Raw genomic sequence first — 21,887 nt, forward strand, 5'->3', positions numbered from 1 at the left:
TCAGTGCCTAAATAATAAGATTATGTAACTTTTCAGCGCCACGATGAACCCGGCCAACATGGCCAGCCAGTTCAAATCGCGGTAGAGCCACGCGGTCGCCCCGAGGAGCGCCAGCGTTAATGCAATCTTTATAAATTCCCAGATGAAAAACGAGAACGGGTTGACCCCGCCTGGCGTTTTCGAATTGACATACAGGCGAAACGCCATCAATCCGTTGGGCACGACACAACATAATCCGCCCAGAACGGTCGAAAACATCGCAGGCAGTCCCCCGAGCAGTGCGGCGATTGCGCCAGCGACTACCGTTACCATCAATTGCAGGGAGACTAAGCGCAACATGTTTTCTTCTTCGCGCCAGCCATTGTGAAATGCCGTGTTTCGGGTTCAGGATTACGTGAATCAGCGGGATTATAGCGGTTGATGATGAACTGAGTCAAACGCAGTGAGTCATCAATATGGTGCGAATTGTTGAAAAACCACGATAAATCACAGGCTTATGTGCGCTTGCGGACGTAAGTACGGGTATCCGCACCGTAACGGGGAGACCCGCTTCACGTCGTTCCCGCGAAGGCGGGAACCCATGCTGGGCCAGATCTGGCGATGTTGGTCTTCATGCCCAGTACAGGTTCCCGCTGTCGCGCACTGCTGCCCGGAATTGTCTTGTTGACAGTGTCATTGCATCAATCGGGTTTGGGCGCTCGCAGAAATCGCGACATTGAGACTTGGAATGCAAGACTTGACGTCGCCCCTGCGAAGGCAGGGGTCCATACTCGGCACGATTCGTATGGGCCCCTGCCTGCGCAGGGGCGACGTTGGCCTGCTTTGCCGATTTCCTTGTGGCTGCCGCTTCCAAAACGACACTTGGCTGCCGAGCGATTCGTGTCAAGCAGAAAATTCTGGACAGCAGTGCGCTGTCGCGGGAATGGCGTTCTGGCGCTCGGGTGATTGTTACTGACTAGGCGCGCAGGCGCGCCAGCACGCCGTCGAGGATGTCGAGGTCGGCAAAGTCGATGATCATCTGGCCCTTGCCCTTGGTGCCCATCTTGAAGACAACCGGTGTGGCCAGCTTGTCCGACAACTCCTCTTCCAGGCGCACGATGTCGCCTGATTTTTCCTTTTGACGCGCTTCGGCCGGCGGCGACGACTGTTCTTCCATCGTGCGGGTGACCAGTTTCTCGGTCTCGCGTACCGACAGGCGCTTGGCGACCACCTGGTTGGCCAGGTTGATCTGGCTGGCCGCGTCGACCGCCAGCAGCGCGCGCGCGTGGCCCATGTCGATATCGCCGGCCATCAGCATGGTTTGCACCGGGCCGGCCAGGTTGATCAGGCGCAGCAGGTTCGACACCGCGCTGCGCGAACGGCCCACCGCGTTGGCGGCCTGCTCGTGGGTGAACGCGAAGTCCGAGATCAGGCGCTGGATGCCCTGCGCTTCTTCCAGCGGATTCAGGTCTTCGCGCTGGATGTTCTCGATCAGCGCCATCGCGGCGGCGGCCTGGTCGTCGACGTCGCGCACCAGCACCGGCACCTGGTCCAGCCCGGCGAGCTGCGCCGCACGGAAGCGGCGCTCGCCGGCGATGATCTCGTACTTCACTTCGCCGGTGATGCTGTCCTGCCCCACGGGGCGCACCAGCACTGGCTGCATGATGCCCTGGGTTTTGATCGACGCGGCCAGCTCGGCCAGCGCGCCTTCGTCCATGCGGGTACGCGGCTGGTACTTACCAGGCTGCATCTGGCTCACGGACAGCACCGAAGGCTTGTCCTGGTCGGCGAGCGCGCCGTTGCCATTGCCGTCAGCGCCGCCGAGCAGTGCGTCGAGGCCGCGGCCGAGGCCCTTGAGTTTTTTGGTTGCCATTCGTTGTTACTCTCTCTGATTACATTGTCTTGATACGTTTGACCATCTCGGCGCCGAAAGCGATATACGCCTGCGCGCCTTTCGAGGACGGGTCAAACACAACGCCAGGGATGCCGTACGACGGCGCCTCGGCGAGCCGCACATTGCGCGGGATGATGGTATTGAATACCTTGTCGCCGAAGTGCTCTTCCAGCTGGGCCGAGACCTGCTGCGACAGCGTCATGCGCGGATCGAACATCACGCGCAGCAGGCCGATGATCTTCAGGTCGGTGTTCAGGTTGGCATGCACCTTCTTGATCGTGTTGACCAGATCGGACAGCCCTTCCAGCGCGTAGTACTCGCACTGCATCGGAATGATCACGCCATGCGCGGCGCACAGGCCATTGAGCGTCAGCATCGACAGGGCGGGCGGGCAGTCGATCAGCACGAAGTCGTATTCGCTGTCGACCGCAGCAAGCGCATCCTTCAGGCGGCGCTCGCGGTTCTCCAGCTGCACCATCTCGACCTCGGCGCCGGCCAGCTCGCGGTTCGACGGCAGCACGTCGAAACGGCCCGCCTCCGAACGCAAGCGCGCCGTCGTCACATCCGCCTCGCCCAGCAGCACTTCGTAGATCGATGACTTGAGGCCGGCCTTGTTGATGCCGGCGCCCATTGTCGCGTTGCCTTGCGGATCAAGGTCGACCAGCAGCACGCGCTGGTCAAGCTTGGCCAGTCCCGCGGCCAGGTTCACGCTGGTCGTGGTCTTGCCTACCCCGCCCTTTTGGTTTGCAACGCAGAATATCTTTGCCATGTATGTTCTTATCGTAGACGCAACAATAACGATTTATACCGTTTATACTATCAAAACCGTTTGTACGATTTATATAGTATATCGGGTATAAACTATTTATACCGTTTATATGGTTTGATCGGATCGCTTGATGAAAACGAGATGCCGCTCCGCTTCCAGCCCTGGAACCTTGATCGGCTGAAGCCCTGTCGTTTTCCACTCTGCCGGCAGTCTTTCCTGCTCCTCCGGCGGGGCCACGCCTTTCAGCGCGATGAATTGCCCGCCCTCGGCCAGCAAGTGTCCCGACCAGTTGACGAAATCGGACAGGTCGGCAAAGGCCCGCGATGTGATGACGTCGAAAAGCTGCTTCACCTGCAGTTCCTGCACCTTGGCCGTGTAGACCGTGACATTGGCCAGTCCCAGTTCTGCCTTTACCTGGGTCAGGAATGCTGTCTTCTTGTGTACCGTGTCGATCAGCGACACTTTCATGTCTGGCCGCGCGATCGCCAGCACAATGCCTGGCAAACCGCCCCCTGCTCCCACGTCCAGCACATTCTGCGCCTGCGCGAATGCCGGGACCGCGGTCAGCGAATCGAGCAGGTGCAGCGTCACCATCTGCATCGGGTCGCGCAAGGAGGTCAGGTTGTACACCGAATTCCACTTGAACATCAGCGCGAGATAATCGAGCAGCTGTTCGTGCTGTTTGTCGCTCAGGTCCAGCTTCAGTTCTTTGATGCCATTTGCCAGTACAGGCGCCACTGCGGCGCGGTCGAAGAATTTCATCCAGCCAGCTCCTCGTTCAGCGAGGCAAAGCCTTTCGCGCCGCGTTTCTTTAAATGTACCAGCAAAAGCGAGATTGCGGCAGGTGTCACTCCGGAAATTCTTGACGCCTGGCCCAGGGTTTCAGGGCGCTGCTTGTCGAGCTTCTGGCGCACTTCGATCGACAGCGCGGTGACGTCGAGGTAGTTGAAGGTCTCCGGCAGCTTGAGGTTTTCGTAGTGCTCGTGGCGCTCTACTTCCTTGGCCTGGCGGTCGATATAGCCTGCATATTTCAGCTGGATCTCGATCTGCTCCTTGACGGCAGGATCTTCGACGCCTGGGCCGGCCAGGGCCTGGCCTTCGGCGCCAACCATGCCCATCAGGGTGTCGTACTGTACGCCCGGGCGGCGCAGCAGGTCGGCCAGCGAATATTCGCGCTCGATCGCCTGGCCAATGACACGCTCGGATTCGGCCGCCGCCAGGATGCGCGGATTAACCCACGTCGAACGCAGGCGCTCAAGTTCGCGCGCAACGGATTCGCGCTTGGCCTCGAAGGCTTCCCACTGTGCGTCGCCCACGACGCCCAGTTTGCGGCCGATCTCGGTCAGGCGCATGTCGGCATTGTCTTCACGCAGGCTCAGGCGGTACTCTGCACGGCTGGTGAACATGCGGTAAGGCTCGGCCACACCCTGCGTGGTCAGGTCGTCGACCAGCACGCCCAGGTAGGCTTCGGCGCGGCCGGGCACCCAGGCTTCCTCGCCCTTGGTCTGCAGCGCCGCGTTGATACCGGCGAGCATGCCCTGCGCCGCCGCTTCTTCGTAGCCGGTGGTGCCGTTGATCTGTCCGGCGAAGAACAAGCCTTTGATGGCCTTGGTTTCCAGCGATGCTTTCAGGCCGCGCGGATCGAAATAATCGTATTCAATCGCATAGCCGGGCCGCAGGATGAACGCGTTCTCCATCCCTTTCATCGAGCGCACCAGCTCCAGCTGGACGTCGAATGGCAGGCTGGTGGAGATACCGTTCGGATAGAACTCATTGGTCGTCAGGCCCTCTGGCTCGAGGAAAATCTGGTGCGATTCCTTGGCCGAGAAGCGGTGAATCTTGTCTTCGATCGACGGGCAGTAGCGCGGGCCGACGCCTTCGATCATGCCGGTGTACATCGGGCTCCGGTCGAGGCCGGCGCGAATGATGTCGTGGGTGCGCGCATTGGTGTGCGTGACCCAGCACGGCACCTGGCGCGGATGCATGGCGGCATTGCCCATCACCGAGAACACTGGCACCGGATCGAGGTCGCCCGGCTGCTCGGACATGGCGGAAAAATCGATACTGCGGCCGTCGATGCGTGGCGGCGTGCCGGTCTTCAGCCGCCCTTGGGGAAGCTTCAGCTCCTTCAGGCGGGCCGACAGCGACATCGCCGGCGGGTCGCCTGCCCTGCCCGCTGAATAGCTTTGCATGCCCACGTGGATCTTCCCGTCGAGGAAAGTACCCGCCGTCAGCACCACCGCGCCGGCACGGAACTGCAGGCCAATCTGCGTGACGGCGCCAACCACACGCTCGCCTTCCACCATCAAGTCATCCACAGCCTGCTGGAAAAGCCACAGGTTAGGCTGATTTTCCAGGCGTGAGCGGATCGCCTGCTTGTACAGGATGCGGTCGGCCTGGGCGCGCGTGGCGCGTACGGCCGGCCCTTTCGAACCGTTCAGGATGCGAAACTGGATGCCGGCTTCGTCGGTGGCAATGGCCATTGCGCCACCCATGGCATCGACTTCCTTGACCAAGTGGCCCTTGCCGATACCGCCAATTGACGGGTTGCAAGACATTGCACCGAGGGTTTCGATGTTGTGGGTGAGCAGCAAAGTCTTCTGGCCCATGCGGGCAGAAGCTAAAGCGGCTTCGGTACCGGCATGGCCGCCGCCGACGACGATGACGTCGAATTCAGTTGGAAATAGCATGATGGAAAGCGCAATACGAGGAGTGAGGCCAAATTATAGAGTCTTTTCGTATTGAAGACTCGGAAAGGCCCGGAATTACGACGGAAAACAAAGAAATTGTTTCACGTGGAACAGTCGAGATAGCGGCCGATGGGTATGTTCCACGTGAAACAATAGAGCAGAGAACTACTTGAAGAATGCGTCGTAACCCGTTTTCAAGATCAACAGGCACACGACTACCAGGAACAATTTGCGGACAAAGGTGGTGCCGTGCTTGATCGCCAGCTTGGTGCCGATCAGTGAACCGGCCACCTGGCAAGCCGCCATCATCAAGCCAAGCTGCCACAACAAGTGTCCGCTATAACCGAACCACATCAGCGCCGACAGATTACATGCGACGTTGACGACTTTGGCAGCGGCGGACGCGCTGAGGAAATCGAAGCCGAAGAAACGCACAAACAGGAACATCAGGAAGCTGCCCGTGCCCGGGCCAAAGAAGCCATCGTAGAAGCCGATGCCCGCCCCCATCGCCACTGCAAACATCCGCTCGGCATTGCCGCTGTGTACTGGCGCATGGACGCTGCCGAAGTCCTTCTTCTTGAAGGTGTAGATGGCCACGGCGACGAGCAGGATCGGCAGAAGGGTGCGAACGAAATCGGCAGGAACCTTGGTTACGGTGTAGGCGCCGGCGAACGACAGGGCGAATGCGGCGATCGCGGCCGGCGCGGCGGCGCTCCACGCCACCCTGACCTGCCGGGCGTAATTGACCGCCGCGGCGCCAGTACCGAAAATGCCAGCCAATTTGCTGGTGCCCAGCAGGGTGGCTGGAACCTCCTTCGAGAACACCGAGAACATCACAGGAAGCTGAATCAGGCCGCCGCCCCCTACCACCGCATCCACCAGGCCGGCGAGGAAAGCCGCGCTTCCCAGCATTACCACATCGATCATTACTGTCCCCGTCCGCGAAAGGTAATATTGTACGGAAGAACGACTGCACCTGCCGGAGGGCGATTTCCTCTGCAGCCGGCTTGGTGTAAGCTGGATGCTTAACGCACCGGAGCCATTTAGTCATGAGCGAGTTCAAAGCCTTCACCTTCAGCACTGTTCCTCATATCGTCTCCGAGCCGGGCTGCGCAGGGGAATTGGGCAAGCACGTCGCCGCCCTGTTTCCCAATGCGCGACGGGCGCTGATCGTGACCGATCCGGGCTTCCTTCGCACCGGCCTGGTCGAGGCGCCCCGTCTTAGCCTCGAGCGTCATGGCCTGGCCGTGCAAGTGTTCTCGGACGTGATGGCCGATCCGCCGGAGTCTGTGGTGCTGAGCGCGGTCGATTTCGCGCGGGCGCATGACACCGACATCGTGATCGGGCTGGGCGGCGGTAGCTCGATGGATGTTGCCAAACTCATCGCGGTGCTGGCGGGCAGCGACCAGCCAATTGCCGAAATCTATGGCATCGGCAATGTGAAGGGTAAGCGCCTGCCCCTGGTACAGGTGCCGACGACGGCAGGGACGGGGTCGGAGGTCACCAACATCGCCATCGTCACGACCGGTGAAACCACCAAGATGGGCGTGGTCGCGCCACAGTTGTACGCTGACCTGGCATTGCTGGACGCCGAACTCACCCTCGGGCTCCCCGCGCTGGTGACGGCAGCAACCGGCATTGACGCGATGGTGCACGCGATTGAAGCGTTCACCAGCAAGCATAAAAAGAACCCGATGTCGGACAGCCTCGCGGTCCAGGCATTGAGATTACTTTCTGGCAACATAATGACGGCGTGCGAGCAGGGCACCAGCCTGCATGCGCGCCAGGCGATGCTGCTCGGCGCATGCTTCGCGGGCCAGGCATTTTCGAATGCGCCGGTGGCCGCGGTGCACGCGCTGGCCTACCCTATTGGCGGCATCTTCCATGTGCCTCACGGCCTGTCGAATTCCTTGGTGCTGCCGCATGTGCTGAGATTCAACCTGGGGGAGGCCGCAGCCCACTATGCCGAGCTGGCCTCGGTTGTCGCGCCGCATGTGTCAGGAAGTGACGAGGCGCGTGCACAAGCCTTGATTGCTGCGATGCAGCAAGTGGCGCGGATGACCGGGATCGAAACCTCGCTGCGCCAGGTGGGGATCGCGGAGAAAGACCTGGACAGGCTGGCGGATGACGCGATGTTGCAGACCAGGCTGCTGGGGAATAATCCGAGGGAGTTGACGCGGGCGGATGCGTATGCGATTTACGCAGCAGCCTTGTAATCGTAGCGGCTGACATTCGGCGGATGACGCTGCGCTCTTCCGCGCTACTATCCTGCGTAGTAAAAAAGTAGGGCGGATAAGGTAACGCCGCATCCGCCGAATTTGCGCCAAGTCGACGCTCATTCGGCGGATGCGGCGTTCGCCGTATCCGCCCTATTCCTTGCTGCTTACGCCTGGCGCTTGCGCGCCAGCGCCGCAACCGCGGCGCCAATCTCGCCCACGATCCCGCGGCGGAACAGCAATACGCAGGCAATAAAGATCAGCCCCGTCACCATCCCGACCGACTCGCCCAGGGTGCCGAACCATTCAATATTGGTCGCCCTCGCCAGGAACGTTCCGACATCGCCCAGCTTGTTCTCCAGCGTGATGATGATGAACGCGCCCAGGATCGGTCCGACCAGCGTGCCCATGCCGCCTACCAGCGTCATCAGGATCACCATGCCCGACATGGTCCAGTGCACGTCAGTGAGCGTCTCAAAGCCCAGCACGACCGTTTTGGTGGCCCCTGCGAGGCCTGCCAGCGCTGCGGACAGCACGAACGCCATCAGCTTGTAGCGCTCGACGTCGTAGCCCAGCGAAATGGCGCGTGGCTCGTTCTCTTTAATCGCCTTGAGCACCTGGCCGAACGGCGAATGGACCGTGCGCATGATCAGCGCGAAGCCGGCCACGAAGATCGCCAGCACAACGTAGTACATCGTGATGTCGTTGGTCAGGTCGACCATGCCGAGCAGCTTGCCGCGCGGTACACCCTGCAGGCCGTCCTCGCCGCCGGTGAATGGCGCGCGCAGCGCCGCGTACGACACCATCTGGGCCAGCGCCAGCGTGATCATCGAGAAGTAGATGCCTGACCGGCGAATCGCCAGCGAGCCCATCACCAGCCCGATCAGCGCCCCGCCGCCGACGCCGGCCAGGATCGCCAGTTCGAACGGCAAGCCCATATCACGCAGCATGTAGCCGGTGACGTAGCCGGCAGCGCCAAAGAATGCCGCATGGCCGAACGACAGCAGTCCTGTAAATCCGATCAGCAAATTGAATGCGCAGGCGAACAGGCCGAAGCACAGCAACTTCATCAGGAATACCGGATAGGCGAAGAAAGGCATGGCCAGCGCCACGGCCAGTGCAATCAGGTAAAGAATTTTTTTGTTCATGATTTGCTCGAATCTTCTCGGTTACTTTTCTTTGCCGAACAGACCGGCGGGACGCAGCAGAAGGACGATCACCATCACCACGAACACGACCACTTCGGAACCTTGTGGATAGAACACGCGGGTCAGGCCTTCAATGACGCCGAGCCCGAGGCCGGTCAGGATCGAGCCCATGATCGAACCCATGCCACCGATCACCACAACGGCGAACACGACGATAATCAGGTGCGAACCCATCAGGGGCGTCACATTGATGATCGGAGCCGCCAGCACCCCTGCAAAGCCCGCCAAAGCGACGCCGAAGCCGTAGGTCAGCGTGACCATCAGCGGCACGTTGATGCCGAACGCTTCCACCAGCTTGGGATTCTCGGTGCCGGCACGCAGGTAGGAGCCGAGCTTGGTCTTTTCGATCACGAACCAGGTGGCCAGGCAAACCACCAGCGAGGCGAACACGACGAAACCGCGGTAGTTCGGCAGGATCATGAAGCCCAGGTCGGTTGCGCCCGCGAGTGCGTCAGGCACTGGGTAAGGCTGGCCGGAGACGCCGTAGAACGAGCGGAAAATGCCCTCAAGCAGCAAGGTGATGCCGAAGGTCAGCAGCAGGCCGTACAGGTGGTCCAGCTTGTAGAGCCAGCGCAGCATGGTCTTTTCGATGACGATGCCGAACGCGCCAACCAGCAGGGGCGCGACAATCAGCATCACCCAGTAGTTGACCTCGAAGTAGTTGAGTCCCATCCATGCGAGGAAGGCGCCCATCATGTAGAGCGCGCCGTGGGAGAAGTTAATTACATTGAGCAAGCCGAAAATGACGGCAAGGCCGAGCGACAGCATCGCGTAGAACGAGCCGTTCACGAGGCCCAGCAGGAGCTGGCTCATCATTGCCTGCAAGGGGACGCCGAAAATTTCCATGGATTATGTCTGCTAAGAGGTGGTGCGGACGTAGGGCGAATAAGCGCGCGCGCGCATCCGCCGAATTCGCGGCGATGCATGCGTTCGGCGGATGCGGGCGCGGCCCTTATCCGCCCTACGATGATGCTAGAACTAAACGATTACTTCCAGGCCGCGCACTTGGTTTCCGCCTTGGTGGCATAGGCCTGCTCGCCTGGGATGGTCTGGACGACCTTGTAGTAATCCCATGGGTACTTCGACTCGGATGGCTTTTTCACTTCCATCAGGTACATGTCGTGCACCATGCGGCCATCGCCACGAATCACGCCGTTCTTGGCGAACATGTCGTTGATCTTGGTCTTCTTCAGATGCGCCATGACCGTGTCGGCCGTGTCGGTCTTGGTTGCCTTGACCGCGTTCAGGTAATTCATGGTTGCCGAGTAGTCAGCCGCTTGCAGCATCGATGGCATCTTCTTCATCTTGCCGAAGTAGCGCTTCGACCAGGCGCGGGTCTCGGCGTTCTGATCCCAGTACCAGCCGTCGGTAAGGTACATGCCCTGGGTCATGTTCAGGCCGAGCGTGTGGACGTCGTTGATGAACATCAGCAGGCCAGCGAGCTTCATCTTCTTGTTGATGCCAAATTCAGCAGCTGCCTTGATCGAGTTGATCGCGTCGCCGCCGGCGTTGGCCAGGCCCAGGATCTGCGCTTTCGAGTTTTGCGCCTGCAACAGGAACGACGAGAAGTCCGATGCCGACAGCGGGTGCTTGACGCTGCCCACCACGGTGCCGCCGTTCTTCTTGATCACGTCGGTGGTGTCGCTCTCGAGCGACTGGCCGAACGCATAGTCGGCGGTCAGGAAGAACCACGACTTGCCGCCCTGCTTGACGATCGCGCCGCCGGTGCCGCGTGCCAGTGCGATGGTGTCGTACGCGTAGTGGACGGTGTAGGGCGTGCATTCTTCATTGGTCAGGCGGGCCGAGCCGGCGCCGATCGAGATGAAGACTTTTTTCTTTTCCGCAGCAACCTTGGCCATGGCCAAGTTGGCGCCGGAGTTGGTGCCGCCGATCAGCATGTCGACGCCTTGCTGGTCGAACCATTCGCGCGCCTTGCTGGCGGCGATGTCTGCCTTGTTCTGGTGGTCGGCCGAAATAAATTCGATTTTCTTGCCGGCGATGTTGCCACCTGCATCGGCAATCGCCATCTTGACCGCTTCAGCACCGCCGACGCCGTCGATGTCCGAGTACACGCCCGACATGTCGGTCAACATGCCAATCTTGATGGTGTCGCCAGAAACCTGCGCAGCTGCAGGCAGGGAGAAGCCGATGGCGCAGGTGGCGGCAGCGGCAATGGCGATAGCTTTACGTTTCATTTTGTCTCCGTTATTGGAATAGTAGTATCAGTAATGAAAATCTTAAGCACTTCTTAAACACCGAGCAGCTCGGTTAGTACCGGCATCTTGGCGTCCAATTCGGATGAGGCGAAGGTCTCGACGATCTGACCATGCTCCACCACATAAAACCGATCCGCCAGCGGCGCGGCGAAGCGGAAATTCTGTTCCACCATGACGATGGTGTAGCCCTTGGCCTTGAGCGTGGTAATCATGCGGGCCAGGCCCTGCACGATGACCGGCGCGAGGCCTTCGGAAATTTCGTCGAGCAGCAGCAGGCGCGCGCCGGTGCGCAGGATGCGCGCCACGGCCAGCATCTGCTGTTCGCCGCCCGACAGCCGGGTGCCCTGGCTGTTGCGGCGTTCCTTCAGGTTCGGGAACATCTCGTAGATCTCTTCGACCGACATGCCCTTGCCGCTCTCCAGCGCTGGCGGCAGCATCAGGTTTTCTTCGGCCGACAGCGACGAGAAAATGCCGCGTTCTTCAGGGCAGTAACCGACACCGAGGTGCGCAATCTTGTGCGTCGGCAGGCTGATCGCTTCAACCCCGTTGATCTTGATCGAGCCCTGGCGCGCGCCGGTCAGGCCCATGATCGCCCGCAGCGTGGTCGTGCGGCCCGCGCCATTACGACCTAACAACGTCACAACTTCGCCCTGGTTGACCGTGAGATTCACGTTGTGAAGAATGTGCGACTCGCCGTACCAGGCCTGCAGGTTGGTGATTTCAAGCGCAGCCGTCATCAATGCGCTCCTTCCAGCTCGACGCTCGTGGTACCCATGTAGGCTTCCATTACTTGTGGATTCTTCGACACTTCCGCATAACTTCCTTCAGCCAGCATGGCGCCGCGCTGGAGCACGGAAATCTTGTCGCAGATACCGGACACGACACTCATATTGTGCTCGACCATCAGGATGGTGCGCCCTGCCGATACTTTCTTGATCAGTTCGGTCACGCGGTGCACGTCCTCGTGGCCCATGCCCTGGGTCGGCTCGTCGAGCAGCATCAGTTCCGGTTCCATCGCCAGCGTGGTGGCGATCTCGAGCGCGCGCTTGCGGCCGTAAGGCATGTCGATCGTGACGGTGTCGGCAAAGCTTTCGAGATCGACTTCGTGCAACAACTGCATCGCGCGGTCGTTGAGGCGGTCGAGTCCGCGTTCGCTTTCCCAGAAATTGAAAGTATTGCCGAGCCCGCGCTGCAATCCGATGCGCACGTTCTGCAGCACCGTCAGGTGTGGAAACACCGCCGAGATCTGGAACGACCGGATGATGCCCATGCGGGCAATCTGCGCAGGCTTGGCGTGCGTGATGTCCTTGCCGTTGAACAGGATTTCGCCCGACGTCGGCACCAGGAATTTGGTGAGAAGATTGAAGCAAGTGGTCTTGCCGGCGCCGTTTGGGCCGATGAGCGCGTGAATGTGACCACGCTGGACTTTCAGGTTCACGTCACTTACCGCCGTGAAACCTTTGAACTCCTTGGTCAAGCTTTTTGTTTCCAGAATGACGTCTGTCATTGGGTCTCCAGTATTATGTTTTCATACCGTTTTGCAAGCTTTTAATTTAGATAATACACACAATGGATATGGCTCACAACACAGTATAAATACCATGTTTGCATAACCGGCACCCCGCAAAATCGCTCATTTTTTAGGCAACCCTGGCGCGCGAAAGTCGTCTAATTACTTTTCTCGAGGATCATGACGGCGGCTTTCTCGGCGATCATCAAGGTCGGTGAATTGGTGTTTCCCGAAGTAATAAATGGCATGATGGACGCATCGACCACCCGCAGTCCGCGCACATTTTTTACGCACAGGCGGCTGTCGACGACTGCAGACGGGTCGTCGGCGCGGCCCATCTTGCAGGTGCCGACCGGATGGAAGATCGTGGTGCCGATCAGGCTGGCCGCTTGCGCCAGTTCGTCTTCGGTGCGGTAGTGAATGCCAGGGCGGTATTCTTCCGGCTCATATTTAGACAACGCGGGCGACGAAACGATCTTGCGCGTGACATTGAGCGCGGCGGCGGCAACCTTACGGTCCTCGGGCGTGCTGAGATAGTTCGGCGTGATCTTCGGCGGCGCGTACGAGTCGTTCGAGGCAATGCGGACATGCCCGCGCGAGCTCGGGCGCAGGTTGCACACACTGGCGGTGAAAGCAGGAAACGGATGCAGCGGGTCGCCAAACTTCTCCAGCGATAATGGCTGGACGTGATACTGCAGGTTCGGCGTCACCTGGCTGTCGTCCGACCGGGCAAAGGCGCCCAGCTGCGACGGCGCCATCGACATCGGCCCGCTCTGGAACATCGCATACTCCATGCCAATCTTCATCCGCCCTACCCAGCTTGCCGCACGCGTATTCAGTGTCGGAACGCCCTTGATCTTGTAGATCATCCTGAGCTGCAAATGGTCCTGCAGGTTTTCGCCGACGCCAGGCAGGTCGACCTGGGGCGTGATGCCCAGTGCGTGCAAGGCGGCCGCCGGCCCGATGCCGGACACCTGCAGGATCTGCGGCGTGCCGATCGCGCCAGCCGTCAGCAAGGTTTCCTTGATGGCGGTCGCGCGCCAGGCTTTACCGCCACCGGTAAATTCGACGCCGCGGCAGACCTTGCCCTGCGGTGAGTCTTCCAGGATCAGGCGCTCGACATGGCAGCCGGTCATGATCGTCAGGTTCGGACGTTTTGAAGCAGGGCGCAGGAAAGCCTTTGCCGTATTCCAGCGAATGCCGCGCTTCTGGTTGACGTCAAAATAGGCGCAGCCGCTGTTGTCGCCGCCATTGAAATCATCGGTTTTCGGGATGCCCGCCTGTTCGGCCGCATTGCGGAAGGCATCCAGGATCTCCCACGACAAGCGCTGTTTTTCCACACGCCATTCGCCGCCGCTGCCGTGTACCGGCCCGGCGCCGCCGTGGTAATCCTCGCTTTTCATGAACAGTGGCAGCACCTCGTTCCAGCCCCAGGTGGCGTCGCCCGTCAGCTCGGCCCAGCGGTCGTAATCGCTGGCCTGGCCGCGCATGTAGATCATGCCATTGATCGATGAGCTTCCCCCGAGCACTTTTCCGCGCGGATAAATCAGCGCCCTGCCACCCAAGCCGGCGTCGAGCTCGGTCTTGTACAGCCAGTCGGTGCGGGGATTGTTGATGCAGTACAGATACCCGACGGGGATGTGGATCCACATGTAGTCGTCACGTCCGCCTGCTTCGATCAGCAGGACGTCGATGTCGCGATTCTTGGTAAGACGGTTGGCGAGAACGCATCCTGCTGTTCCGGCCCCAACGATGATGTAGTCGTATTCCCCAGCCGATTCCAATCCACTCTCCTCTACTCGGTTCGCATCTCTGCAACGAGGGTTTGCATCAGTTTTGCCGCCGGCATGGCGCGGGCGCGCCGCACTTCCGCCCCGGCCCACAGCGACATCAGTTCGGTATCGCCGCTGGCAGTGGCTGCCGCGCGGATTGATGTCGTTAAAGCATTTTGTACAGGATACGCGGGAAGTTGTTTTTCAACATCTTCTAATTGCTTCATGAAACGGTTTTCGAGGCCACGGGCATAACGTCCGGAGAATGCGCGGGTCAGGCGGGTGGGCGTGTCGCCCGCATTAATCAGGCGGAACTTGTAGTCGGGAGAGATTCCGGACTCGTCGCAGACCAGGAACGCGGTTCCCATCTGCACCGCTGTTGCCCCGGCAGCAAGGGCTTCGTTGATGTCGATCCCGGTCATGATGCCGCCGGCGGCGATCACCGGAATCTCGACGGCGCGGGCAACCTTTGGCCACAGCACACGCGCCTGCAAGGTTGCTTCTTCCTGCGCGCCGATGAAAGTGCCGCGGTGTCCGCCTGCTTCGATGCCGGAGGCGACCACCGCATCAGCGCCAACTTGTTCCCAGGCCTCGGCTTCTTCCACCGTGGTAACCGTGCCGATGACAAGGATGCCGGCGTCGTGCAAGCGTTCGACCTGTGTCGCTGTGAGGATATCGAAGGTGAAACTGGCGGCCGCAGGTTTCAGGTCGATCAGCGTGGCGAACTGGGCCTCGAAGTCCTGGCACCATTGCGAAGGAGTCGGAAGCCCGGTCCAGCCCAGGCTTTCCCATATCGGACGCATCAGTTCGGCGGCCCGGTCAATCTCTTCGCGGCTAGGCTGCGGCGTCTTGAGGACAAACAGGTTGATCAGGAAAGGGCGATCGGTGAGCTGGCGAATCCTGGCGGCCTGGTCGCGCATCGCGTCCGGTGACAGCAGCGAGGCCGGCATCGCCCCTAGCCCACCCGCGTTCGAGACCGCGGCAATGAGCTCGGGTGTGCAAGACCCGCCCGCCATCGGTCCCTGGACGATCGGAAACTTGAACAGCGATTGCAATTCCATGGGCCCTCCCTCGTCTGAAACACAAGATTAACAGAAGCGAAAGCACTTGGGCAGGGGGCAGGACGAGCAGGGTGTGGATAACTCTATGAATATCCACAGGTACGGTTTGTGGATAAACCTGACTTTATTCACAAGCCGATTTTTGTCCAGAATTGATACCAGCCACATACAGAGTTGGCCGCTGGCTTATAAAACGCGTAAACGCTTGATTGCAGTGGAAAATATGGGCTTATCCACAGAAAAGTGCCTGCGTTAACCATTACTACTATGCTTGTATACATACCTTTTAAGTAAACAAGAAACAAAAAGAAAAGCACCGCGGCTTCGCCTGCGATGCAAAATCGTCACACCCGGCCTCCGTTTGCAAAACTTGTTTTAAAGAAATTCACGATGCGTTTGAAAAAGCGGAAGTCCTGTCTTTTTTTAAAAGCTCGACCCTGGCAAGCCCAAAAGCCAACCTGACAAACCAAAAAACCGGCGCTACGCGCCGGTCGATCTGTGGATAAGTCACTGTATATCCACAGGATGAGATGTGCAGAAGCCACCTTCCTGTGAACAACGCGATTTTTATCCACCAACCATCCTTGCTAGATACAATCCTTGTTCAGCAGTTTACAAGTCACCTAAGTCGATGATCGTAAAGATGTAAACAGACTTATCCACAAAAATAAGCGCGTTTACTATCACTACTATTTTTGTATACATACTTACTATGTAAACCAACAGAACAGCGGAACTTCGGGGACAACTCAACTGCCAGCAAACCGGCAGCACCGAAAACCGGTCTTCCAGAACGACAAACACGGAAAAAAATATGCGTTTAGGTATCATCAGCGCTCTCCACGAAGAACAGCGGGGTCTCGTGGAAGCCATGCAAGGGGCCACCACGCTCATCCATGGCATGCGTGACTACACCCAGGGAACACTCTTTGGAATCGACGCTGTGTGCGTCCTGTCGCGTATTGGGAAGGTTGCAGCAGCCACCACTGCTACGATGCTTGTGGAAAAGTTCGGAGTTACCCACATCCTGTTTACCGGGGTTGCCGGAGCTGGAGACGCGGGGGTGGCCGTTGGCGACATCGTGGTGGCCGATTCACTGGTTCAGTACGACATGGATGCCAGTCCTTTGTTTCCAAAGTTCGAGGTGCCGCTGACCGGCTTGTCGCATTTCCCGTCCGATGTCCACATCAGCAACCGGGTTGCGGATGCTGCGCATCAGTTCCTGGCACACGACTTTGAAGCTTCCATCGACGGCCAGGAACGGGCGGTCTTCCGCCTGGCGCTGCCACGGGTTCACCGCGGGCTGATCGGAAGCGGCGACCGCTTTGTCAGCTGCGGCAAGCATATGTCGCAACTGAATGAATCATTAACGGGTTTACTGGCTGTGGAAATGGAGGGGGCGGCGGTGGCCCAGGTCTGTTTCGAACTGGGCGTGCCGTTTGCGGTCATCCGTACGATTTCGGACAACGCCAATGAAGACGCGGCCACCGATTTCATGCGATTCGTGAAATCGGTGGCCGCGCGGTATGCATTTCACATCGTCCGGCGTTATTGCCAGACGACGGCGATTGGCAATCAGCCCAGCATGGAATCGGCCGGCGCGTAGTCGTAGCCCAGCGCCTGCGCCACCGCGGCGTAGGTAACCTTGCCCTTGCAAACGTTCAGGCCGTTCTTCAGGTGCGGGTCGTCGATCATCGCCTGCTGCCAGCCTTTGCTCGCCAGGGCCACTGCATGGCCGATGGTGGCGTTGTTCAGCGCGAAGGTCGAGGTACGGGCCACCGCGCCCGGCATGTTCGCCACGCAGTAGTGGATGACGCCGTCGACGACATAGGTCGGATCGGCATGGGTGGTGGCGTGCGAGGTCTCGAAGCAGCCGCCCTGGTCGATCGCCACGTCGACGACAACCGCGCCCTTCTTCATCCTGGAGATCATTTCGCGCGTCACCAGCTTCGGCGCCGCGGCGCCTGGCACCAGCACGCCGCCGATCACCAGGTCTGCCGACAGCACGGCTTCTTCGATCGCATGCGCGTTCGAATACTGGGTCGAGATGCGGTTGCCGTAAATGAGATCGAGCTGGCGCAACCGGTCGACGTTTTTGTCGAGCACCGTGACGCGCGCGCCGGTTCCCACAGCCATCTGCATCGCGTTGGCGCCAACCACGCCGGCGCCGATGATCACGATATGGCCGGCGGCCACGCCAGGCACGCCGCCAAGCAGCAGCCCCATTCCACCTTTTGATTTTTCCAGATGCGCAGCGCCGGCCTGGATAGCCATGCGGCCGGCGACTTCGCTCATAGGCGCGAGCAGCGGCAAGCCGCCGCCCTGGCCGGTGATGGTTTCGTAAGCGATGCAGACCGCCCCCGATTTGACCAGCGCAGCGGTCTGCTCCGGATCGGGAGCAAGGTGCAGATAGGTGTAGAGAATTTGGCCTTCGCCCAGCATGGCGCATTCGCCTGGCTGCGGTTCCTTGACCTTGACGATCATGTCGGCGCGCGCGAAGATTTCCCTGGCCGTGTCGACCATGGTGGCGCCTGCGGCGACGTACTGCTCGTCGAACAAGCCGATCTCGCCGCCAGCGTTTTTCTGGACCAGGACCTGGTGCCCGCGCTGCGTCAGTTCGCGGACACTCGGTGGCGTGAGGCCAACCCGATACTCGTTATTCTTAATCTCTTTTGGAACGCCTACTATCATGTGAAACCTCCAAGTTTTATTAAAGCAACGGCTCGGGTTGTCCCCGTTTTTTTTACATCCTCATACTATTACAGACCGAGGGTCATCAGGCTTGCGTTTCCGCCAGCCGCAGTGGTGTTCACGCAGACCGCGCGCTCGGCCACCAGGCGCCACAGCGGGATGGCTGCATCAGCCGACGTTTCGATCACGCCCACGATCGCCCATGCATTAGCGGCAAGCGCAGGACGCAGGCTTGGCGCCAGCGGAGCTTCAACCAGCGCGATCTGATAATCGTACTTGCAATTTTCAACGCTGGCGACGACCTCGATACGATCGTTGACTTCTGGCGGCAGGCTGTCCGGAATCACATCGCGCGATGCCGCGACCAGCACGACGCGGTTGCCGGTAGCCAGTGCGGCTGCCACTTGATTCATCAGGGCGGCGGTGCTGGTTGCAGCGCACAGCACGACACCGCGCGCAAAGAACGACAGCGTATTGCGCTCGCCGGTCGGTCCTGGCAAGGCCAGGGTTGACCCGAGCAAGGTGGTGCGCATGTATTCGGTGCCCAGTTCGACGATGCGATTGTGGCCGTTGGCTTTGGCCCAGACCATCAGCGCGTCGAAGCATGCAGTTGGCTGGCGCTGATGCTGCAGCAATGCAGGCGCGGTGCGCTGCAGGCGCTTGATATACAGCGGGCCGCCAGCCTTCGGACCAGTGCCCGATTTGCCTTCGCCGCCGAACGGCTGCACGCCAACCACCGCACCGACGATATTCCGGTTCACGTAGATGTTGCCAACGTGTGCGCGCGAGACGATGAAGTCGATGGTCTCGTCGATGCGCGAATGGATACCCAGCGTCAGGCCGAAGCCAGTGGCATTGATCGAGTCGATCACCTTCGGCAGGTCGGCGCGGCGATAGCGGATCACGTGCAGCACCGGTCCGAACACTTCCTGCGTCAGTTCGGACAGCGCGCCGATTTCAATCACCGTCGGCGGCACAAAGGTTCCGGCAGCGGCAGCGGCTGGCGACAGCGGCAGCGAATAGTGAGCGGTGGCTTTTCCCTTCATCCGATCGATGTGCGCCAGCAGGTTGCCTTGCGCTTCGCTGTCGATCACCGGGCCGATGTCGGTCGACAGGCGGTCTGGCGAACCGACCCGCAGTTCCAGCATCGCGCCCTTGAGCATCTTGATGGTCTTGTCGGCGATTTCCTCCTGCAGGAACAGCACGCGCAGCGCCGAGCAGCGCTGGCCTGCACTGTCGAAGGCAGACGTCATCACGTCCTGTACCACCTGCTCGGGCAGTGCCGACGAATCGACGATCAGCGCGTTCTGGCCGCCGGTCTCGGCGATCAAGGCGATATCGCACGATTCGCGCACCGACCGTTCGGCCAGCGTCTTGTTGATCAATTGCGCCACTTCGGTCGACCCGGTGAAGATCACGCCCTTGACGCGCGCATCGTTACACAGGCCTGCGCCCACCACTTCGCCGCGGCCCGGCAGGAACTGCAGCGCCGCTTTCGGGATGCCCGCTTCGTGGAACAGCTGCACGGCGCGGTGCGCGATGATCGGCGTTTGCTCGGCCGGCTTGGCCAGCACCACGTTGCCTGCGGCCAGTGCCGCGGCGATCTGGCCGGTGAAGATCGCCAGCGGGAAGTTCCATGGGCTGATGCAGGTAACCGGGCCAAGTGCGAGGATGTTTTTCGCGCCGTGAACCTGGGCCGCGTAATAGCGCAGGAAGTCGACCGCTTCGCGGATCTCGGCAATTGCGTTCGGCAGCGACTTGCCTGCTTCGCGCACGGCCAGCGCCATCAGCTCGTCGCGATGTTCTTCGAACAGGTCGGCAACGCGCGCGATGATGCCGGCGCGTTCTGCCGGCGGCGTCGCCTGCCAGTCCATCGCGAACGCATCGGCGCGCGCCAGTGCCGTGTCGACGTCGGCAGCGGTGGCGTCGCTGACGTGGCCAACAATGTCAGCATGGTTGGCCGGGTTGACGATCTCGGTCCAGCTTTCGGAAACCACGGGTGCGTCAATCAGGGGAGCCACGTCGTAGGTGCGCGGTGCGGCCAGGGCCTCGCCCAGCGCGCGCAGTACGTTTTCGTCGGTCAGGTCGATGCCAGCCGAGTTTTTGCGCTCGAGGCCAAACAGCTCCAGCGGCAGCGGAATACCAGGGTGCGGCACGCCGCCCTGCTTGCGCGATGCTTCGAACGGATCGGTGATCAGGGTATCGATCGACACCTTCTCGTCGACGATCTGGTTGACGAACGACGAGTTGGCGCCGTTTTCCAGCAGGCGGCGCACCAGGTAGGCCAGCAGCGTTTCGTGCGAACCGACCGGCGCGTAGATGCGGCAGGCCTTGCCGAGGTTGTCGGCGCCGACCACCTGGTCGTACAGCGTCTCGCCCATGCCGTGCAGGCACTGGAACTCGTAGTCTTCAATGCCCTTCTCTTTCGCCCAGGTGTAAATGACCGACAGCGTGTGCGCGTTGTGGGTGGCGAACTGCGAGTAGATCGAGCCCGATGCGCCAAGCAGTTTCTGTGCGCAGGTGAGGTAGGACACGTCGGTGTAGACCTTGCGGGTGTACACCGGATAGCCAGGCATGCCGTCGACCTGGGCGCGCTTGATCTCCGCATCCCAATAAGCGCCCTTCACCAGGCGCACCATGAATTTGCGGCCGCTGCGCTTGGCCAGGTCGATCAGGTAATCGAGCACGAACGGGCAGCGCTTCTGGTAAGCCTGCACCACGAAGCCGATGCCGTCGAAGCCGGCCAGGTCAGCGTCGAAGGCCATCGCTTCCATCATGTCGAGCGAGATTTCGAGGCGGTCGGCTTCTTCGGCATCGATATTCAGGCCGATGTTGTACTTCTTGGCCAGCAGGACCAGGGTTTTCACGCGCGGCAGGAGTTCGTCCATCACGCGGGCGTGCTGGGCGCGGCTGTAGCGCGGGTGCAGTGCCGACAGCTTGATCGAAATGCCGGGGCCATCCTTGATGCCGCGGCCGTTCGATGCTTTGCCGATCGCGTGGATCGCCGCTTCGTACGAGGCGTAGTAGTTCTTGGCGTCGGCCTCGGTGAGCGCCGCTTCGCCGAGCATGTCGTACGAATAGCGGTAGCCGCGCGCTTCGTTGTCGCGGCTGTTCTTGAGCGCTTCGCCGATGGTCTGGCCGGTGACGAACTGGTTGCCCAGCATGCGCATCGCCATGTCGACGCCCTTGCGGATCAACGGCTCGCCGCCCTTGCCGATCAGGCGCGTCAGCGCCGAGCCAAGGCTGTTTTCGCTGTTGGTCGAGACCAGTTTGCCGGTGATCAGCAAGCCCCAGGTCGCCGCGTTGACGAACAGCGAAGGCGACTCGCCAAGGTGCTTGCGCCAGTCGCCCTTGCTGATTTTGTCGGCAATCAGGCGGTCGGCGGTCTGACTGTCGGGAATGCGCAACAGTGCTTCGGCCAGGCACATCAGCGCCACGCCTTCTTCGGACGACAGCGAAAACTCGTGCATCAGCGCGTCCACGCCGGACGAGCGGGTGCGTTTTTCGCGCACCGCCGACACCAGGCGGTGGGCCAGCGGCGCGGCCTGCGGGGACGGTGTCGCGCCTTGCGCCAATAGCCAGTCCACAGCCTCGGTTTCACTGCGGCGGTAGGCGCCAGTGATGGCGGCACGCAGCGGCGATTGCTCGTGTTTGATCTCGGCTTGGAGTGCGGAAAAAGGGACGGTTGGCGCTGTATGCATGGGTAAAGCTCTTCACAAAAGAATCATGGAAACGTGAATGCGCGCAGCTCCCGCTCCCGCTTTTGATGAAAGAAAGGAGAGAAAGTTGCGCGAAAAGATGATTCGATTGTAGAGCGAAATCTTCTGGATTAATTCTGGTATTACAGAAGACTAGCCATAGATAGTTTTTGGTGAGAGAAT

17 protein-coding genes are annotated in these 21,887 nt (G+C 60.3%); 2 read left to right on the forward strand and 15 right to left on the reverse strand.

Going from position 1 to position 21,887, the window contains the following annotated elements:
• The 6 genes from I4X03_RS02975 to I4X03_RS03000 all read right to left on the reverse strand — a co-directional run bounded on the left by I4X03_RS02975 (position 1) and on the right by I4X03_RS03000 (position 6,259).
• Complete coding sequence (locus I4X03_RS02975) at positions 1–339, reverse strand: ATP synthase subunit I (RefSeq protein ID WP_223465363.1); 339 nt, start codon at positions 337–339, stop codon at positions 1–3.
• Between the two features lie 616 nt (positions 340–955).
• Positions 956–1,852, reverse strand: a complete 897-nt coding sequence (locus tag I4X03_RS02980; RefSeq protein WP_223465366.1) for a ParB/RepB/Spo0J family partition protein — start codon at positions 1,850–1,852, stop codon at positions 956–958.
• Between the two features lie 19 nt (positions 1,853–1,871).
• Positions 1,872–2,642, reverse strand: a complete 771-nt coding sequence (locus I4X03_RS02985) for a ParA family protein (protein ID WP_223465368.1) — start codon at positions 2,640–2,642, stop codon at positions 1,872–1,874.
• Positions 2,643–2,747: 105 nt separating this feature from the next.
• Positions 2,748–3,404: a 16S rRNA (guanine(527)-N(7))-methyltransferase RsmG gene (rsmG, locus tag I4X03_RS02990; protein WP_223465371.1), complete on the reverse strand. Its 657-nt coding sequence runs from the start codon at positions 3,402–3,404 to the stop codon at positions 2,748–2,750.
• Positions 3,401–5,332 (reverse strand): tRNA uridine-5-carboxymethylaminomethyl(34) synthesis enzyme MnmG, encoded by a 1,932-nt coding sequence (gene mnmG / locus I4X03_RS02995; RefSeq protein ID WP_223465374.1) that lies wholly within the window; start codon positions 5,330–5,332, stop codon positions 3,401–3,403. The genes rsmG and mnmG overlap by 4 nt, the downstream gene beginning before the upstream one ends.
• A 165-nt stretch (positions 5,333–5,497) precedes the next feature.
• A complete protein-coding gene (locus I4X03_RS03000) occupies positions 5,498–6,259 on the reverse strand; it encodes a sulfite exporter TauE/SafE family protein (RefSeq protein WP_223465379.1) in 762 nt (253 codons plus the stop codon).
• Between the two features lie 122 nt (positions 6,260–6,381).
• Here I4X03_RS03000 and I4X03_RS03005 point away from each other — a divergent pair, with 122 nt between their 5' ends.
• Positions 6,382–7,548, forward strand: coding sequence for an iron-containing alcohol dehydrogenase (locus I4X03_RS03005; RefSeq protein WP_223465380.1), 1,167 nt, complete (start codon positions 6,382–6,384; stop codon positions 7,546–7,548).
• 167 nt (positions 7,549–7,715) lie between these two features.
• Here I4X03_RS03005 and I4X03_RS03010 read toward each other — a convergent pair whose 3' ends face one another.
• The 7 genes from I4X03_RS03010 to I4X03_RS03040 all read right to left on the reverse strand — a co-directional run bounded on the left by I4X03_RS03010 (position 7,716) and on the right by I4X03_RS03040 (position 15,315).
• A complete protein-coding gene (locus I4X03_RS03010; protein ID WP_223465381.1) occupies positions 7,716–8,696 on the reverse strand; it encodes a branched-chain amino acid ABC transporter permease in 981 nt (326 codons plus the stop codon).
• A gap of 21 nt (positions 8,697–8,717) precedes the next feature.
• A complete protein-coding gene (locus I4X03_RS03015; RefSeq protein ID WP_223465383.1) occupies positions 8,718–9,602 on the reverse strand; it encodes a branched-chain amino acid ABC transporter permease in 885 nt (294 codons plus the stop codon).
• Positions 9,603–9,742: 140 nt separating this feature from the next.
• Positions 9,743–10,951: an ABC transporter substrate-binding protein gene (locus tag I4X03_RS03020; RefSeq protein WP_223465385.1), complete on the reverse strand. Its 1,209-nt coding sequence runs from the start codon at positions 10,949–10,951 to the stop codon at positions 9,743–9,745.
• A 53-nt stretch (positions 10,952–11,004) separates the two neighbouring features.
• Positions 11,005–11,709: an ABC transporter ATP-binding protein gene (locus I4X03_RS03025; protein WP_223465387.1), complete on the reverse strand. Its 705-nt coding sequence runs from the start codon at positions 11,707–11,709 to the stop codon at positions 11,005–11,007.
• Positions 11,709–12,479, reverse strand: a complete 771-nt coding sequence (locus I4X03_RS03030; RefSeq protein ID WP_223465388.1) for an ABC transporter ATP-binding protein — start codon at positions 12,477–12,479, stop codon at positions 11,709–11,711. Before I4X03_RS03030 ends, I4X03_RS03025 begins: the two co-directional genes overlap by 1 nt.
• A gap of 161 nt (positions 12,480–12,640) precedes the next feature.
• Positions 12,641–14,266 carry a GMC family oxidoreductase gene (locus I4X03_RS03035; RefSeq protein ID WP_223465390.1) on the reverse strand — a complete coding sequence of 542 codons (1,626 nt, stop codon included), beginning with the start codon at positions 14,264–14,266 and terminating at the stop codon, positions 12,641–12,643.
• An 11-nt stretch (positions 14,267–14,277) separates the two neighbouring features.
• Entirely contained in the window at positions 14,278–15,315 is a 1,038-nt protein-coding gene (locus tag I4X03_RS03040) for an NAD(P)H-dependent flavin oxidoreductase (protein ID WP_223465392.1), read from the reverse strand.
• 814 nt (positions 15,316–16,129) lie between these two features.
• Here I4X03_RS03040 and I4X03_RS03045 point away from each other — a divergent pair.
• The gene (locus I4X03_RS03045; RefSeq protein WP_223465394.1) at positions 16,130–16,921 is read left to right on the forward strand and encodes a 5'-methylthioadenosine/adenosylhomocysteine nucleosidase; all 792 of its coding nucleotides are present in this window, start codon (positions 16,130–16,132) and stop codon (positions 16,919–16,921) included.
• Here the strand turns inward: I4X03_RS03045 and ald are convergent.
• Positions 16,891–18,006 carry an alanine dehydrogenase gene (gene ald / locus I4X03_RS03050; RefSeq protein WP_223465400.1) on the reverse strand — a complete coding sequence of 372 codons (1,116 nt, stop codon included), beginning with the start codon at positions 18,004–18,006 and terminating at the stop codon, positions 16,891–16,893. The genes I4X03_RS03045 and ald overlap by 31 nt on opposite strands.
• Before the next feature lie 68 nt (positions 18,007–18,074).
• Complete coding sequence (gene putA / locus I4X03_RS03055; RefSeq protein ID WP_223465414.1) at positions 18,075–21,707, reverse strand: trifunctional transcriptional regulator/proline dehydrogenase/L-glutamate gamma-semialdehyde dehydrogenase; 3,633 nt, start codon at positions 21,705–21,707, stop codon at positions 18,075–18,077.
• Positions 21,708–21,887: the final 180 nt, after the last annotated feature.

This window comes from Massilia soli, from assembly GCF_016809835.1.
In the GTDB taxonomy this organism is placed as follows: Bacteria; Pseudomonadota; Gammaproteobacteria; order Burkholderiales; family Burkholderiaceae_D; genus Telluria_A; species Telluria_A soli.

Bases quoted from the DNA above. Each gene is read 5' to 3' on its own strand.
- I4X03_RS03025 (WP_223465387.1), bottom strand. From the start codon at position 11,709: ATGACGGCTGCGCTTGAAATCACCAACCTGCAGGCCTGGTACGGCGAG.
- I4X03_RS03040 (WP_223465392.1), bottom strand. From the start codon at position 15,315: ATGGAATTGCAATCGCTGTTCAAGTTTCCGATCGTCCAGGGACCGATG.
- I4X03_RS03000 (WP_223465379.1), bottom strand. From the start codon at position 6,259: ATGATCGATGTGGTAATGCTGGGAAGCGCGGCTTTCCTCGCCGGCCTG.
- I4X03_RS03010 (WP_223465381.1), bottom strand. From the start codon at position 8,696: ATGAACAAAAAAATTCTTTACCTGATTGCACTGGCCGTGGCGCTGGCC.
- mnmG (WP_223465374.1), bottom strand. From the start codon at position 5,332: ATGCTATTTCCAACTGAATTCGACGTCATCGTCGTCGGCGGCGGCCAT.
- I4X03_RS02985 (WP_223465368.1), bottom strand. From the start codon at position 2,642: ATGGCAAAGATATTCTGCGTTGCAAACCAAAAGGGCGGGGTAGGCAAG.
- I4X03_RS03030 (WP_223465388.1), bottom strand. From the start codon at position 12,479: ATGACAGACGTCATTCTGGAAACAAAAAGCTTGACCAAGGAGTTCAAA.
- I4X03_RS03015 (WP_223465383.1), bottom strand. From the start codon at position 9,602: ATGGAAATTTTCGGCGTCCCCTTGCAGGCAATGATGAGCCAGCTCCTG.
- rsmG (WP_223465371.1), bottom strand. From the start codon at position 3,404: ATGAAATTCTTCGACCGCGCCGCAGTGGCGCCTGTACTGGCAAATGGC.
- I4X03_RS03045 (WP_223465394.1), top strand. From the start codon at position 16,130: ATGCGTTTAGGTATCATCAGCGCTCTCCACGAAGAACAGCGGGGTCTC.
- I4X03_RS02980 (WP_223465366.1), bottom strand. From the start codon at position 1,852: ATGGCAACCAAAAAACTCAAGGGCCTCGGCCGCGGCCTCGACGCACTG.
- I4X03_RS03020 (WP_223465385.1), bottom strand. From the start codon at position 10,951: ATGAAACGTAAAGCTATCGCCATTGCCGCTGCCGCCACCTGCGCCATC.
- I4X03_RS03005 (WP_223465380.1), top strand. From the start codon at position 6,382: ATGAGCGAGTTCAAAGCCTTCACCTTCAGCACTGTTCCTCATATCGTC.
- I4X03_RS02975 (WP_223465363.1), bottom strand. From the start codon at position 339: ATGTTGCGCTTAGTCTCCCTGCAATTGATGGTAACGGTAGTCGCTGGC.
- ald (WP_223465400.1), bottom strand. From the start codon at position 18,006: ATGATAGTAGGCGTTCCAAAAGAGATTAAGAATAACGAGTATCGGGTT.
- putA (WP_223465414.1), bottom strand. From the start codon at position 21,707: ATGCATACAGCGCCAACCGTCCCTTTTTCCGCACTCCAAGCCGAGATC.